Here is a 15,291-nt window from a genome sequence, read left to right as displayed (position 1 = left end):
TCGATGATTATTTAATTAAAGATATCAATTAATCTCTCAGCCTTAAACCTATTACTATTTTTTAAGAGGAGACAAGCGGTGAGTTCTTACAGTTGGTCTTATAAATTACTGCACTGGCTATCCGCCATTTTATTCGCCCTTATGTGTTTTGCCTTTATTGGCTTTTATCCGAAAATGAGTGATGCAGATCGCACCATCATGCTAATAGGCCATTCGAGCATTGGGGCTTGCCTAGCTGCCATCTTATTCATACGCATTGGTAAAAGGTTTGCCTTAAAGCACCCAAGACCGAAACATGCACAATCAACGCTGCAGGCAAAAATGGCAAAATCAGCCCATTATGCCATGTATGTTTTCATGGTATTGGTCCCGTTGACCGGCTATACAACCGCCAATTTCCATTACTTACCAGTGCAGCTTTTTGGCAGTATTTTGCTTAATGGCAATCATGACACTGAGCTGTTTAACACATTTCGTGCGATTCATGTTTTGTGTATCCAAGGGCTAATAGCATTGGTCGCATTACACATTGGGGCAGCCATAAGGCACAAGCTGGTACTAAAAGATAAAGTGCTTTATAGCATGAGACCTTGGCCTATCGACAAAAATTCAGAGTCATAAAGCCAATCAACTAGGTGCGGTGGAGTAAAAAAATTCGCTACGGCTCAATCTGCACCACCTTGGTTAGATAAATACATGAGTTAGTTTTGGGCAACCACCGTAAACTTAGAGCGGTGTATTAAACTCCCTTTTGCTCGTACTTCTATATGCCAGTCTCCGGGTGTTGTTTCATAGGGGAAATCAAAATAGTAGCCAAACCCCCAAACGTATTCTCCTTGATGCCCCGAAATATCAATCTTACGTTCCAGCCGAGACTTTTTTTCACCAGAGGGTAAAGTGGTCTCAGGATAGGTTATCAAAAGATCAAAATATTGTATTTGCACAGGAATAGAATAAAAAGCCACACCAATTTCAAACCCCGTCCCCAGCCTATTGGGGATAATCCAAGTTCGTTCTTGTAAAACTTTAACACTGTCACCGATGCTGATTATGTCGTTAACAGCCGTTTCTTCGACAATAACCTCACCACCAACTTTCTCAATATATGAGTGCGCAAATACAACGGACTCAATACCATGTGGTATTGCTGGTGCGGCGAGTGAAGAAGTAAAAAACAAACTCACTACTACAAAAAATATGCTCCGTATCATAGCTGCCTTATATTTTTCTCCATTAAAACTTGGTCCCTATGCTTGTATTTGCGTTTAGAGAATAGCCTCACCTATTTCAAACCTTAAGGGAATGTAATAGTTATACCGACCTCACTAATTAGGGCCTTTGATTCCCTCTAAAGCGAATCATCACTCTCTTCTAGTTGCTTGGTCACAGGCTTTAGTTTTGCGGCATACACCATTCCATCGTACTTTAAAAATTCGCCCTGCCACTTAGCTGAAATAAACGGCACAGACTCACGACTATATTCGGTATACCCCACCCCATTCAATACCTCTTCCGGATCGCCTTCTTTAACTGTTAAAAACTGCCATGGTGAGAGTTGGCTCAAAGTATTTTCTTTAATCAGTAATTTAGCTCTCGAGATTGTCCATTGCTCTAGTAAATTGACCTCAGAAACCTGCCCATGTTCGATCACAATTTGCTGCATACACCCTGTGAGATAATTCAATCGGCCTTTTTTGTCTACAGACGATATCAGCCTCCCTGTGTTTTCACCTACAAATTGCTCGACGTCTTTTTCAAAGTCAAAACAAGGAATTGGATTTGCTTTATGTTTGCTTATCTTCCAATCACCAATTGACAGACCGCTCACTACAATAAATTTCTCAGTCGGGTCATACCCATCTTCCCAAGTTGACCAGTCAAGATTGTCAAAATACAGCTTAAACAACTCAATATGTCTTTTGGTAATTTGCCCTCTTGGTCCAGCTCCAAGTTCATATGCATTTTTCCCATCCACCGAAATCTCGCCCGCATCCGTTTGCTCTAACATGTTTGTCAGCGAGACGGGAAGCAATTTGGAGTTATAGTGATAACCAACGAACTTTTGGTTCTCAAATAAAAAAGCATGCCGCCTCCCCAGTACCGCCATAAAGATGGTGTCATTGATTGGCCACAATAATGAGAAGCGACCAAAGCGCTCAATGATTTCAGCATAGCTTTCTCCCAATTTTGCACCAAAAGCACTTTCTGGCGTGACTAAATTGGTTCTGATGTATAAAGGGTTAGGATCTTGCTCGCTTTTATTTAGATACTTCTGATTAGTTAGAGAAATAAGCTTTAAGTTAGCCTGATCAACTATCACGGGTTTTGAGCATGATTTAACAGGTTGTAGAATGAAGTACGCATAAGATACGGTGTGTAACCTTTCGCTATATTCAATATTAAAGCTTTTAACCTTCAAACCATTTGGATGCTTTCTGCTATGCCATGCCGCTTTGTCAAAAAGAAAGGAACGAAGCCTATCAACCACTTGCGTATAGTTGTAACGATTAATAAACTCAATATAATCCTGTTCCACCTTAATGGGCTCGGCATTTTCTAACTGGCACTCACTATTTTGAGCATAGATTTGCTTGGCAGCCCCATTAAACGAAACAAATAGTAAAATACAGAGTAGTAACTTCATAGGATATAAGCAGGAATAAAAACTGGCTATATATTATTACAAGCCTTCTATTTAACCAAATAGATTAGAGCCAAATATACGTAAGTATTAATATTTTAATTAAATCACTGAATGAAAAAAAACGTCATCCTACCTTACTTTATAAGGATCACGGAAAGCCCTACTTTACTAGTATCATTGCTGACATATCATTTGGGTGTATGAAATAAGTTTCTTGTTCATCTCTTGGGTGGAAAAAGATATATGCCTTTGACGACACGTTATCCAACAGAATTGAAAAAGGAAATTTTGGAGTGATATCAGGGGTCAATATTTGACCCCTTTTTAAAGCATTGATTATGACTGAGCAACAGACTCTGTTGGTGTAGAAGCTTGTGCCTTGTCTCCTAAAATACGATGCGTTATGGTTCCCGCCGTCATTGACCCAGAGACATTCAACGCTGTCCGTGCCATGTCAATCAGCGGCTCGATTGAAATCAAAAGCGCTGCAATTGTGACAGGCAAGCCCATTGCAGGTAACACGATTAACGCAGCAAAAGTTGCACCGCCACCTACGCCTGCAATACCAAAAGAGCTAATCGCAACAATCGCAACCAGTGACATAATAAACGAGATGTCCATTGGATTTATGCCCACACTAGGTGCCACCATCACCGCCAACATCGCAGGGTAAATACCGGCACAACCATTTTGCCCAATCGTCGCGCCAAATGACGCCGATAAATTCGCAATTGCAGGGGGAACATTAAGCTTGTTGATTTGCGTATCTACATTCAATGGGATCGTCGCAGCACTGCTGCGCGAAGTAAATGCAAATGTCAGTACTGGCCAGATCTTTTGAAAGAACTGTTTTGGACTTACGCCAACCAACCCAACGAGTAGGCCATGTACAATAAACATCAAGAAAATGGCCAAATAGGATGCCACAATAAAACCAAGCAAGTTCGTGATATCAGCCAAACTTGAAGTCGCTACAACCTTTGCCATCAGTGCCGCTACACCATATGGTGTGAGCGAAATCACCATTTTCACTAGTCGCATGACGACTGCTTGGATCGTTTCTACGAATGTACGAATAGGCGCTTCTAGCTCCTCGCGTTCATTCATCACCTTGCGTGCAGCGACACCGGTTAAAATACCAAAGATCACCACCGCAATAATTGAGGTTGAACGCTCCCATGCCAAGTCTTGAAAAATATTTGTTGGGATAAAACTCACCAACATTTGTGCAATGGAGAGTTCACTGACAGTCTCACTGCGTGACTCCAGCACCGCAATACGCGACGTTTCGCGCGCGCCTTCTGTTAAGCCTTCTGCACTCAGCCCGAAAACCTGAGTGATAAATATACCTATCAGTGCCGCAATCATGGTCGTGACCACCAGCACAGATATGGTCACCCCGCTGATTTTGCCAAGCGCACCGGATTTATCAAGTTTAACCACCGCGGCAATCATGGACACTAAGACAAGGGGCATGATTATCATTTTAAGCAGGCTTACATAGCCATTACCCACTACATTCGTCCAGTTTAAGGTTTCTTCAATGGCTTGATGGCCCTCTCCGAGCAAAAACTGTAACGCAAAACCAAATACACTTCCCAGAGAAAGGCCAATAAGCACGAGCCGAGATAGCGTTGCACCTTTTTTCTGCGATTGAAACAATACAATGAGAATTGCAGCAAAAACGGCAAGGCTCACCATAGCGATGAAGGACATAAATTTACCTTTAAATGATTGTAAGGGAGAAAATCTAACTAAGAAGATAAGTCGAATTTTTTTCTAGCATGCACAGTAATAAATTATTGCCCAATGGAAAAGAATGATTGGGAATGAGATATATTCTAGAGTTATTGAACTGATGATTTATTGACTGACACGCACTAGGCTAAGTCAACCTTGACGCAAGATAACGGACGTGATTCGAGTTGTTGGCAAACCTTAAGCTCGGTTATAATCGCCTTTGTGGTCTAACATTAGGCTTTTTAATTGGAACGCCCTCATGAAAAAACTATCAAAAGTGCAAGAAAAACAACAAGCACTTGTACTCGCTGTTGCAGATAAATTAGAAGCGCAGGCGCTTGAAGAAATCCCAGGCATGCTGCAATGCTGGTTCGATATGGAATTTCATTTATTTCCAAGCTCTTTATTACTGTGTTTTCAATTTGAAAACGAGCAAGCGTTAGAAGCAGCGAAACCTGACCTCTTAAAATGGCAAAAACGTTTGAGTGCCGCCATGGTTAAAAAAGGCGTGATCTTAAAAGATATGCGAAAACATCTCGTGTTTACCATCAATGGACCTGACGATTGAGCTGTATAGAGGGCTTGAAAAGTTTTCCGCCCTCAATGACCTTACTCCATTATCTTTATCTAGCACCATCATTTTTCATCATTTCAGCTCAGAATGGTCACTGACATTGCGGTTGATGTGACGCATAATGTTCTGCCGTAACTCTTGGCGATTTTTTATATGTTGTTTTAGCAACATTTGAAATTCAGACATTTCGTGCAATGGCTTCAGTAAATGGTTATTTGATAGTGACCACCACTGTGAGTTAAACGACTCTATCCACCCCATCTTTAAAGCTTCTGTTAAGTGCTGTAGTGCCAGCTGACTGTTACCAAGCTGCGCATTCACTTCTGCAAGCACAAACTTAGCCTGCACTTTATCATGTACGTGGTTCTGCGTAAGAAAGGCAGCAACACTGTTTAGCAGACGCATCGCTAATTGGGGTTGGTTTAGTTGCATCAAAGATGCAGCATACAAGGTCACCACAAAATAATTGTCCGCATCAATATTACTTTGTAACTCGGCCTCATTGTCTTGCCAATGTGGATACAACTGTATCAACGTATTTTTGGCTTCCACAAAGTGCCCCGCACGAAATTGTGCTCTCGCTAGCGTAATGTGTGCTTCTTTGCTAAAAGGAATACGAAAAGCTTGGTTTTGAATCTTCGTCAAAATCAGTGCATCATTTTGCGCCTCGCCAAGCGCAATCAAACTCAATGAATGGCGAAAGTGCCCATGGAGCGGATACATCTTATCAAGCAAATCTTCTGCAACTTGCTCAGCTCCCACACTTAAATATGCAAGTACTTGCTGCTCGCATATTTCAATGCTGGCACACGACGCAAAGAGGTCCGGACTCGCCACTTGCCACTGAGCCATTGCCAAAACTGATGCCCGAGTATGGTTTTTCACTTTAGCCCTCTCGAATGGGCGCAACGCTGAGTTTGGTGCTAGCTTTAATACTTGCTGATACATCAAGTCTGCGGAGTTTTGCTTCCCCATTGACTTATACAGATAACTCAATGAACGTTTAAGCGCTGCAGACAGAGGGTTCAAAATAATTGCCTGCTCTAAGTGCACTACGGCTTCTTCTTGGTGGCCAAGCCGAGTCAATAGCGTGCTGTACCATAAATGGGTTGTCGCGTTCCTTTCTAGCTGTAAGGATTGCGTAAAGGCCACTCGCGCTTGTTGATAAAGACTGTCGTCTCCGGTGGCCTTTGCTTTATCTGACAGAATCATGCCCAATGTAGCCAACCCCTGTGCAGAATGAGGCTTGAGAGCAAGCGCTTTGTTAATATGTGGAAGAGCCGCGTCGATTGCTGCCAACTCTCCCCAGCTGCCGTAGGTGTGTAAAAATGCATAGCTGATTGCCAACCCGATATGTGCCTCTGCATAGTCAGGTTCTAACTCTAAACTGTGTTGAAAGTAGCTGACCGCTTTGTTCAACTCACTCGGCGTGCGCTGTCGCCAATGGTATTGGCCCATTAAATACCATTCATAAGCCTGCGCATTAATACTCTTAGCTAACACTGTCGGCGAGCTAAACTCAGGATGTAAAGCCTTTCTAACTGCGGTACTGATTTTATCTTGCAGCTGAAAGCTATTTGGTACATCACTATCAAAGGTTTGAGACCAAATTAGTTGATTATTTTGGGTGCTAACCACCCTGACATTGATGCGTGTTTGCTCACCGAGTGTTTGAATGTTTCCTTCAAGTATCGCTTCTACGTTTAGGGCTTCACCAATTTCGCGTGAATTAATATCGTCTCGATAAAAAAATGAAGAATCTTGAGAAATTACCTTAAGTTGCTTAACTTTCGCCAGTTGATGAATTATCGCGCTAGATAACCCTTCAGTAAAATACACGTTATCTTGACTCACGCTAAGGTCATTGAACGGCAACACAGCTATAGATTGAATATTTAACCCTTTCACTGTAGGGTTTGAATTCGGCTTTAATCTGACATCAGTAAAATACCAAGTACAAAGTACCGCTAATAGCATACTGAACACGGCAAGAAACCAAAACATAACCCGCTTATTAAAGCGACTGGGTTTAACGCTGCTAACTTCACTGACCGGCGCAATCAGAACATAGCCTTCATTGGGTAACGTTTTTATATAAGACGGATTACGAGCATCATCATCAAGCGCTTTACGAATTTTACTGATCGTGACTGATAAAATATCCGCCGTGACAAACTTATCCTTCCAAATGCGTGTAAAGATTTCATCCTTTGTGACCGTGTTCCCGGCATGCTGGATTAGCAGCAGTAATAATTGCATGCTCTTATTGTCGAGGGTACGTGTATCAAACTTACTGTTTATACTGTTAGTTTTTGGGCATATGCACCAAATACCTAACTGATATTGCCGACTATGCTCCATGCACTAACCCCAAAAACAACCTCAGTACCACTTCCGTTTGACTATCACTCATCTAAAGACCTGTTCTTATTTTTGTTTCGTCTAAAGTGATGACCAAATTTAATATCTTGGAAATCAACACCATTGTGCAGACTGAACCGATGAATATCAATCACAATAAGTGAACCACAAAACCCAAGTAACCTACCTAGATTTGAAGTCTAGCTCTGCAATAAATCAATCAGTGCGTTTGAGCCTTAACCACCGACAAAAACATATATCAAATAAACCAATGAAAAATAAGGATATATTTTCATATTAAAACTTACTCGATTCATTTTGGAACATTTAAGGTGTTTTAAGTTGCCGAAATAAATAGATTTTGTAGCGTTTAATTAATTGCGTTCGATTAGAGACTCGTTATGAATATCAAACTACAACTTAAAAGCTTTGTTTCTTTAATTTTACTGGTAAGCAACACTGGAATGGCTGAACCCATCGATACCCGTGCAAACACGCTCAATGATGCCCTCACTCCAGAAGCAACTCTATTACAAGTACAAGGCAGCTTTTGGAAAGTACCAGAACTTGAAGATGCTTTTATAAGCTCAGCACCAGAAGATAGAAAAGATGGCCATCAGGTCGGAACATTACGTCACCATAGCCAAGCCAAGCAAGCCGTATTGCAGTTCGCTAACGAGATAGCACAAAACAAGCACGGTGAATATACGAGTATGCTTATTTCATTCAAGGATCAACTCGTCTTTGAATCATACTACCTTCGCGGTCGAGTCAATTTACCACACGACCAAGCGTCCGCAGTAAAAGGCTACACCAGCTTATTGCTCGGTAGGGCGATTCAACTTGGTTACCTCACTATGGATGATTTGCACAAGCCCTTGATCAATTTCTTGCCTAAACTGAAGTCTGCTCGTCTAGCTCAAGGTGCACACAACATTACTCTACATAAAGCGTTAACCATGAGCGGCGGACTGCAGATCAGCGATGAAAAGTCTCAAGAGCTCGCCAAAAGCCGTAACGAGTTATCCAAAAAAGTATTACAAAGACTCCAAGGCCAAGGCTTTATTCAAGAGATCTTAGAGCACACAAAACCCATTACGCCAGCGTCTCAAATTTACCGCTATGGCAATTATAATCCAACGTTGGTCATGCAGGTCATTGAAGCAGTCGTGCCCGGCTCAGCAGCAGATTTCATTCGAAAAGAGCTATTAAACAAAATAGGGATCAGCGACTACCGCTGGGCAACAGCGATAAGCGGTCTACCTGAAGATGGCTGGCGAGTATCTATGACATCGCGAGATATGCTTAAACTGGCGAACTTGGTCAAAAATGGTGGAAAATGGCAAGGAGAGCAGCTGATCTCACCCCAGTACTTAGCAACGGCAATGCAAAAGCAAACTCGCCCAATCATCGATTGGATGCCAGATCACTATTCATACGGCTATTTTTGGTATCAAACAGACGTCAAAGTAAAGAATAAAACCTACAATGCCAACATTGCGTGGGGCGCGGTGGCCAGCGCCTTATCGTTGTAAAAGAGCTGGATTTATCCATTGTCATCACAGGCTATGACCGAGAAGACACCATTTTTGAACAGCTTGCAAAGCATGTCATCCCCGCATTTATATAAATGATGTGCAGAAGCTTTGTTCACACAATCGTATTGCTTTGTAACCCAAAACAATGCTACTCGACATAAAAATAATTAAGGACAGTTATGAAAGCCGTATATTTACCAACATTGCTATGTACTGCTCATATCGCTATAGCTAATCCCCCAGATAGCCAATCAGTATTAACAGGCCCATATCTTGGACAGCCTCCCGTAGGCGTGACTGCAAAGCCGTTTGCGCCTGGCATTGTAAATACAAAGCAATGGGGAGATGCTGGCGGGTTTTCTCCTGATATGAACACATTTTATCTCGCCAGATGGCGCCACACCGCGGATGCAAAGCAACCTAAGTCCGCTATTTATGAGAATGTGAACAATGTATGGCACAAAACCATCATGCCAGAAGGATTTCGAAAGCCTATCTTTTCTCCCGATGGTAAAAGAAAATATTTTGGTGCCAAATATAGGGAGTTGACTGCAAACGGGTGGTCTGACATGAAGAGTCTAGGTCCAGCTTTTGAGAAGATCCCCATTATGGGACTCTCCGCTTCAGCCAAAGGGACTTTAGTAATGGATGAAAGAACCTCTGATGGCCAAGGGGTGCTTCGGTATTCGACGCTTGTTAACGGCATACATCAAAGCCCTAAACCGCTCAGTAAAACAATCAATACAGGTAAATGGAATGCACACCCATTTATCGCGCCAGATGAAAGCTATATTCTTTGGGATAGTGTACGAGAAAGTGGCTATGGCAGTAGCGATCTCTATATTAGTTTTCGCCAAGACAATGGGACTTGGGGTAAAGCCATCAATTTGGGGAGCAAAGTAAATACGCCTGCTGAGGAGGGAGGTCCACACATTACACCTGATGGAAAGTACCTGTTTTTCAATAGAATGGTGCCTGATAAAAATGGGAAGGAAGGCGCACAGTCAGATCTGTTTTGGATAGATGCACAGCTCATTGAAGATTTGCGACCAACTCGCCACCCGTCATAAGTCATTCTATTGGTTCAACTAGGTAAAAGCGCTGCTCGCTTGCGCAATATACAAAGCGCTTCACCGTGTAAGCCCCCATAGTAATTGGGGGCTTTTCATTTTTATAGAGTCGTATTATAGATCTCTATGAGGGTCACATAGTAATTGTGGATTGGCTTCCGTTGCCACAAAACCATTGATCACCTGATTATCAGAGAAACTGTGCGGCAGCATTCTAATCTGGTTGTGTTTAACCATGACGATTGGGCTCGCTGAAGACGCTGTTGAATACTGATAAGGGTTGCCCGCAGCACTAATACCAATTAACCCTGTTTTGCTGGTATTGCCATGAATTGGACGGACATAATTAAAATCACACATCCTCTTGAGATAGTCTGCTGGCGTTCTATAGTCAGAAGCTGATCGAGACGGTGTTATATAGTTAACCGCGTACTGCTGGTTCCATCCGCTTACGGTAAACGTTTTAGCAATTGCACCGCCGCCGAGCGCATTGTTGTGCGCTTCAGGCGTACCAGGGAAATAAACATCATAACTATTACTGCCGTCTGAGATGAGTGCACCTGAGGAATAGTTATTATCGACGTCATTGGAAATCCGCGCTTGTGACCAGTTAGAGCCGTCATAAAATGCTTTCGCCAAATAATGGTCAGCAGTCGTGCTCGGTATATAACCATTATTGCCAACCACACCCACATAGAGGATCATCGGCTTCTTGCTATTACCTGTCCCTGAAAAGTTGATATCTTTGACATAGATCCGACGGCCAATAGTTTGACCATTATGGTAATACTCACGAACAGCGACTTGGTCCAATGATGCGGAAGTTAGCATTGGCAGCACAACGCTTTGATTATGCGCGTTCTTCCATGTTTTTCCGCCATCATTAGAGTGCATATAATACAAGTTTGTTCTATGGTCGACAGAATTATTCAAATGGACATTAAAAGCCATAACGATGTCATTCCCCTTTGCATTTGCAATAGAGTAATGGCCTTTGAACCCAGCAACCCTGACCACTTCTTCCAGTCTGGCTTTGCTTCCATCAACATTAAGCTTGGCTGTGAAAACATTGCGCTTACCGCAATCAGGCGTACTACAGTACACGGTGTAAATCAGCCTGAAATAGCCACCATCACTGTCTACCCAAAATAATTTGGGATACGCTATCCCAGCTCTGCCAAATCGACTATCAAATGATGTGTAATCATAGTTATCTGGTGTGATATCTGAAAATGCGTCAATTGACCCTGGCGTCGTACTCTTGTATAAAAACGCCCCCCTGGATTGGCCTCTTCCTGCGATTAACACATACACATAACCTTTGTCATCAATGTTCACTACCGCATTATCATGGGGGTCGTCCGTATACTTAGCATGTACAAGCACGGGTTTAGATACTTTGTCGGTGCGCGGGTCATATTTCGCGACATAAATCCCCAGTGCACGTGATTTACCTCGCGGATCAAGAAACTTAGTTGGCGTTGTTGTTTGTCCTTGACCTGCGGTCGACGCATAAGTAGATGTCCCATCGAGTTTCACAGGCCCCGAGTAGGTGAAATATACCAAGCCATTACTGTGCTTAACTGCCATAGGGTAGTGCTTTGTCGTGTAGGTGCTTAAGTTACCTGAATATTTAGGCACCGATTCATTCACCCCGTCACCATTTACATCAGCTGCAAATAACTGATTTAAGCCAAATGTATCACCATTAAAGTGATTCACTTTTTTAAATTGCGTAACAGACACATTGCCCAAACTACTGCATGATTGTTTGGGATAAAGGCATTGGCCGTCGGCTTTTTTAAGGTACTTATAGACGTTGAATTGATCGTCCCACGGCGACACCTCAGCAGCTGCTGCACCGAACGATAACGACAAGCCCATCAAAGCGCTTAAAAAACCGATTAGATTAACACGTTTAATTAACATAAAATTTCCTTTTAAATTGATATAAAACAGTCCACCAAATGAACGCAGAGCCAGTTTAGCTCCGTTATTTCGTCGACATTGCTCCCAATTTACTGCGCAAATGCACAATAATCACAGAGATTAGAAACGCTAACTAACACTACTAATAGCATATAAACTAAAAGGCTTTTTTTAAAAAGTCATGACATCTTAGCCACTCGTAGTGCACTTTACCTCTTTTTTGTATATTTTATCCCACCTCAATAACACGTAAGTATTCGTGGCCAAATTTATGAGAGAAATGAGGGATAAAGCGGTTATCTTTGATAGCAATTTCAGCGGATTGTAAGGAAAGGGTTATTATAAAGTGGACATCCACACTGAAAAAAATGAGTGCGACTATGTATAAGTGACGATGTTTTATAAAAACAAGCCTTTGTATTTTGCCCCATTTTGGCTCAATACAAAGGCTCTAGAAGATTAACTAAACTTTAGTTATGAACGTAAAATCTTCTTCTGGCACCACATATAAATAATGCAAAAAGACCAAATAACGAGAAACTACCACCGCCGCTGTCTGAATTATTAGCCTGCCCAGTCGTATTTACGTTAACGGTTCTTGAGACCTTAGCACCCATTTCATCAGTAACTGTAATCACAAATTGATCCGTACCTAAACTTCCAGCATTCGCAGTATAAGTCAGCAAGCCTTGCTCATTAACCGTGGCAGTACCGTTAGCCGCTTGTTCGGTGACTTCAAATTGCAGTTTTCCCCCATCAACATTAACGACGTCTAAGAGCGAAGATGCGGTTTCACCGCTAATCACAGACATATTAAAAACGTCACTCTTAAAAGATAAAGCGTCGTAAACAGGCTTAATGTTAATTGCGACGCTGGAATAACTTGCGCCACCATGCGTATCTTGGATTAATAGCTTAACGTGGTCTGTTCCATTTTGGTTTGCCATCCCCTCATACACTAGTTTGTTATCATCTTGAATGGACACAATGCCCTTTTCTGGTTCAACGGCAACACTAATCGTCACCGTATCGTTTTCAGCATCTACAGGGGTGAGCGCAACTGTTGCTTGCTCATCTTCATTTAATTCAATTTGCAAGTCTTTTTGCGTTGGCGCATAGTTAATATTGATCCGATTGATGCGTCCGGCACTGTGACTAGCGACGGTGTAAATCTCTTTGCCAAAGCCATTACCAATACCATTTGTATTCATTTCATTGTTTTCAAATAGTTGAATTGGATTTTCAGGCGTTGATATATCAAACAAGATGCCTTTATCTTCTAAAATTGCGACCAAATAGTCACCATATATATACGAAAAGGAATGCCTTGTATCAGCACTGAGAGATAGACTGCGCTTCTTAACTGGCTTATTTGGTTCGCTAATATCAAAGATTAGTAACTCTTCAGCACCAAATGCGAAAAGGGTATGCCCTTTCACGGCAACCTCACCAGCAGAGAAATATTCGTGCGCTATACGACTCAGTTCAGTTACTTTCGATAGGTCCGAAATATCATAAATAATAATTTCTGTGAATATACTATTAGGAAAGTCGAAATTAGTTACAAAGAGTAAGTTATTCGAAACTGCTATGTAGCTATACCAAAAATCCAACTCTAAATTCGATACAATATTTTTATCGTCATCAATAAAAATCAAATCACGGAAAGACTTAGCAATGAAGCCGTTATCAGTTTTGACGATATGGCCGTCAGGCCCAGAACCACTTGTGCTCCCATGTCGAATACCAACATTTAGGTTGTTTTTTAAGTCCTCAGCTCGGTGAGATTCTAAATACGCTCCTGCGTTAATAATGACTTCATCTGCGAGCCATTCAACGCCTTGAATAGCGTTGAACGTCTTGTATGTTGACTCAAATTTAATTGGCCTTGATGAATCTGTACGCCAAAAGTGTAAATTGTTCAAAAAAGCAGATACAGCAAGCTCGTTCTCATGCATAGCGATATCACTCACTTCACCGGACTGGCTAAAGGCATGGAGGCTCGTCAAAGTACCATTGTCGTCAAGTTCGATGGCTTCAATACCCGTATAATCTTTTGTAACAAGCAACGTGTTATCAACCATCGTCGTATCACTTAGGAAGCCCTCGGTGTTCAGCCGAGATTTAAACAGCACTGTTTCGCTATCTTTAATTTCATAAACATCAATAAAATTAAAAGTGTCAACTGCTATGATTTGGTTACCTTTTACTTCAAAATTGCGGTACCAAGATTCCTCACTTTCATAGATGATTTTTAATTTATTCCCCTCAATACGTGCCACTTGAAAGCCCGTAAGGTGGTAAGACAAGAGCCACACGTTCCCAGATACGTAAGAGCCATAATAACTTGGTTTTGCGTCATCCAACTTAAGCTCAACCATTTGCTCTAACGTGCCATCATTCGCCAAAGGCAACTTGTAAAAGTCTGCACTAATATTATCTTGATTCTTGGTCACGTATAATGCTTGATCATCATACGAAACACTGAAGTGCTCATCATAAGGGACCTCATCTACCGTACGACCCAGCTTTACCGTTTCTTTTTGTTGTAATTTGCCGCTTTCGTCTATTGATAAATGTGTAACAGTTACATGAACATTGGCTTTAGTCAGATACAAGTTGTTGTTATGACCTGCTAAAAGTTTTGAAGGCCCTTGATATTTTTCAAAATATAATTCGTCTACGAGGTTTAGGTTTCCGTCTTTTATTGAAGCTGAAAACACATGTTGGCCAATATCACTGGAAGCAAGCACTAACCAATATCCACTGTGGTATTCTACATTGATTACGTCAATTCGAAGGCCCTGACCGAATGAACTTGTCAGCTTGAATTGGCTAGCCAGCTCAAAGCCATTATTGCCATACTTTAGTACATCTAGATTCGCACTCATATCAGGGGCGCCCGCCCCTAATTTTCCTGATACGACAATATAACCGTCATGATAAGCTAAATCATTATAGGGGTCGGAGCCAAACGACTCTTTAAGTACCAATGATGCGGGTATTTCTTGTGCATAAGAATTGAACACTGAAAAAAGCAATATTGATATCGTTATAAACTTTTTTACTAAAGAGGAAATCAGATTAGGCATCTGCATACTACTTCCTTTAATTATTGTATGAAGAGGTATAATAACACTATGTCAAACCACGTTAACCCTAACGCTACATAGGCGCGCGTATAATAACCCAGCACAGGCTTTTGTAAATAAAACAAACTGGGATCATACGAATTTTATGAATTAATAAGTAACACCATTTAAAGTGCACTCGATTAAGCGCTCTTAATTTACAGAGCAATATAATTGGGCAAGCTTCTGAAAGAAAAATAGAAAAAAGCCGTATACCCCTTAATCGGGAACGAGGGATAAATTGAGTGTAGTGGTTAGAACATTAAACGCTTGCGCGCCAAAGATACCTTGGACATCCGTTTTT

At 41.7% G+C, this 15,291-nt stretch carries 10 protein-coding genes; 4 read left to right on the top strand and 6 right to left on the bottom strand.

What is annotated here, in order from left to right; genetic code table 11:
* Positions 1–78 precede the first annotated feature (78 nt).
* Positions 79–621 (top strand): cytochrome b, encoded by a 543-nt coding sequence (locus A7985_RS13680; protein ID WP_065791023.1) that lies wholly within the window; start codon positions 79–81, stop codon positions 619–621.
* A gap of 80 nt (positions 622–701) precedes the next feature.
* On the opposite strand, the gene A7985_RS13675 is transcribed toward A7985_RS13680, so the two are convergent.
* From A7985_RS13675 to A7985_RS13665, 3 genes are all read right to left on the bottom strand, one after another.
* Positions 702–1,178, bottom strand: coding sequence for a DUF3859 domain-containing protein (locus tag A7985_RS13675; protein ID WP_176716744.1), 477 nt, complete (start codon positions 1,176–1,178; stop codon positions 702–704).
* Between the two features lie 170 nt (positions 1,179–1,348).
* Positions 1,349–2,644 carry a hypothetical protein gene (locus A7985_RS13670; protein ID WP_065791021.1) on the bottom strand — a complete coding sequence of 432 codons (1,296 nt, stop codon included), beginning with the start codon at positions 2,642–2,644 and terminating at the stop codon, positions 1,349–1,351.
* A 336-nt stretch (positions 2,645–2,980) separates the two neighbouring features.
* Positions 2,981–4,360: an L-cystine transporter gene (locus A7985_RS13665; protein ID WP_065791020.1), complete on the bottom strand. Its 1,380-nt coding sequence runs from the start codon at positions 4,358–4,360 to the stop codon at positions 2,981–2,983.
* A 283-nt stretch (positions 4,361–4,643) separates the two neighbouring features.
* Here A7985_RS13665 and A7985_RS13660 point away from each other — a divergent pair, with 283 nt between their 5' ends.
* Positions 4,644–4,952 (top strand): hypothetical protein, encoded by a 309-nt coding sequence (locus A7985_RS13660; protein WP_065791019.1) that lies wholly within the window; start codon positions 4,644–4,646, stop codon positions 4,950–4,952.
* A 78-nt stretch (positions 4,953–5,030) separates the two neighbouring features.
* Here the strand turns inward: A7985_RS13660 and A7985_RS13655 are convergent, their stop codons facing one another.
* Complete coding sequence (locus A7985_RS13655; RefSeq protein ID WP_065791018.1) at positions 5,031–7,319, bottom strand: winged helix-turn-helix domain-containing protein; 2,289 nt, start codon at positions 7,317–7,319, stop codon at positions 5,031–5,033.
* A gap of 401 nt (positions 7,320–7,720) precedes the next feature.
* Between A7985_RS13655 and A7985_RS13650 the strand changes: the two genes are divergently transcribed.
* Positions 7,721–8,854 carry a serine hydrolase domain-containing protein gene (locus A7985_RS13650; RefSeq protein WP_256096765.1) on the top strand — a complete coding sequence of 378 codons (1,134 nt, stop codon included), beginning with the start codon at positions 7,721–7,723 and terminating at the stop codon, positions 8,852–8,854.
* A gap of 182 nt (positions 8,855–9,036) precedes the next feature.
* A complete protein-coding gene (locus A7985_RS13645; protein ID WP_065791017.1) occupies positions 9,037–9,927 on the top strand; it encodes a PD40 domain-containing protein in 891 nt (296 codons plus the stop codon).
* Between the two features lie 114 nt (positions 9,928–10,041).
* On the opposite strand, the gene A7985_RS13640 is transcribed toward A7985_RS13645, so the two are convergent.
* Both A7985_RS13640 and A7985_RS13635 read right to left on the bottom strand, forming a co-directional pair.
* Positions 10,042–11,856 (bottom strand): BNR-4 repeat-containing protein, encoded by a 1,815-nt coding sequence (locus tag A7985_RS13640; RefSeq protein WP_065791016.1) that lies wholly within the window; start codon positions 11,854–11,856, stop codon positions 10,042–10,044.
* 470 nt (positions 11,857–12,326) lie between these two features.
* Positions 12,327–14,954 carry an Ig-like domain-containing protein gene (locus tag A7985_RS13635; protein WP_065791015.1) on the bottom strand — a complete coding sequence of 876 codons (2,628 nt, stop codon included), beginning with the start codon at positions 14,952–14,954 and terminating at the stop codon, positions 12,327–12,329.
* Positions 14,955–15,291 lie beyond the last annotated feature (337 nt).

The organism is Pseudoalteromonas luteoviolacea (assembly GCF_001696455.1).
In the GTDB taxonomy this organism is placed as follows: Bacteria; Pseudomonadota; Gammaproteobacteria; order Enterobacterales; family Alteromonadaceae; genus Pseudoalteromonas; species Pseudoalteromonas luteoviolacea_C.
The sequence above is the reverse complement of the archived record's forward strand: the minus strand, read 5'-3'. Positions and strand labels throughout refer to the sequence as shown.

Coding starts and splice junctions, on each gene's coding strand:
- A7985_RS13635 (WP_065791015.1), bottom strand. CDS start 14,954: ATGCAGATGCCTAATCTGATTTCCTCTTTAGTAAAAAAGTTTATAACG.
- A7985_RS13650 (WP_256096765.1), top strand. CDS start 7,721: ATGAATATCAAACTACAACTTAAAAGCTTTGTTTCTTTAATTTTACTG.
- A7985_RS13645 (WP_065791017.1), top strand. CDS start 9,037: ATGAAAGCCGTATATTTACCAACATTGCTATGTACTGCTCATATCGCT.
- A7985_RS13640 (WP_065791016.1), bottom strand. CDS start 11,856: ATGTTAATTAAACGTGTTAATCTAATCGGTTTTTTAAGCGCTTTGATG.
- A7985_RS13665 (WP_065791020.1), bottom strand. CDS start 4,360: ATGTCCTTCATCGCTATGGTGAGCCTTGCCGTTTTTGCTGCAATTCTC.
- A7985_RS13655 (WP_065791018.1), bottom strand. CDS start 7,319: ATGGAGCATAGTCGGCAATATCAGTTAGGTATTTGGTGCATATGCCCA.
- A7985_RS13660 (WP_065791019.1), top strand. CDS start 4,644: ATGAAAAAACTATCAAAAGTGCAAGAAAAACAACAAGCACTTGTACTC.
- A7985_RS13670 (WP_065791021.1), bottom strand. CDS start 2,644: ATGAAGTTACTACTCTGTATTTTACTATTTGTTTCGTTTAATGGGGCT.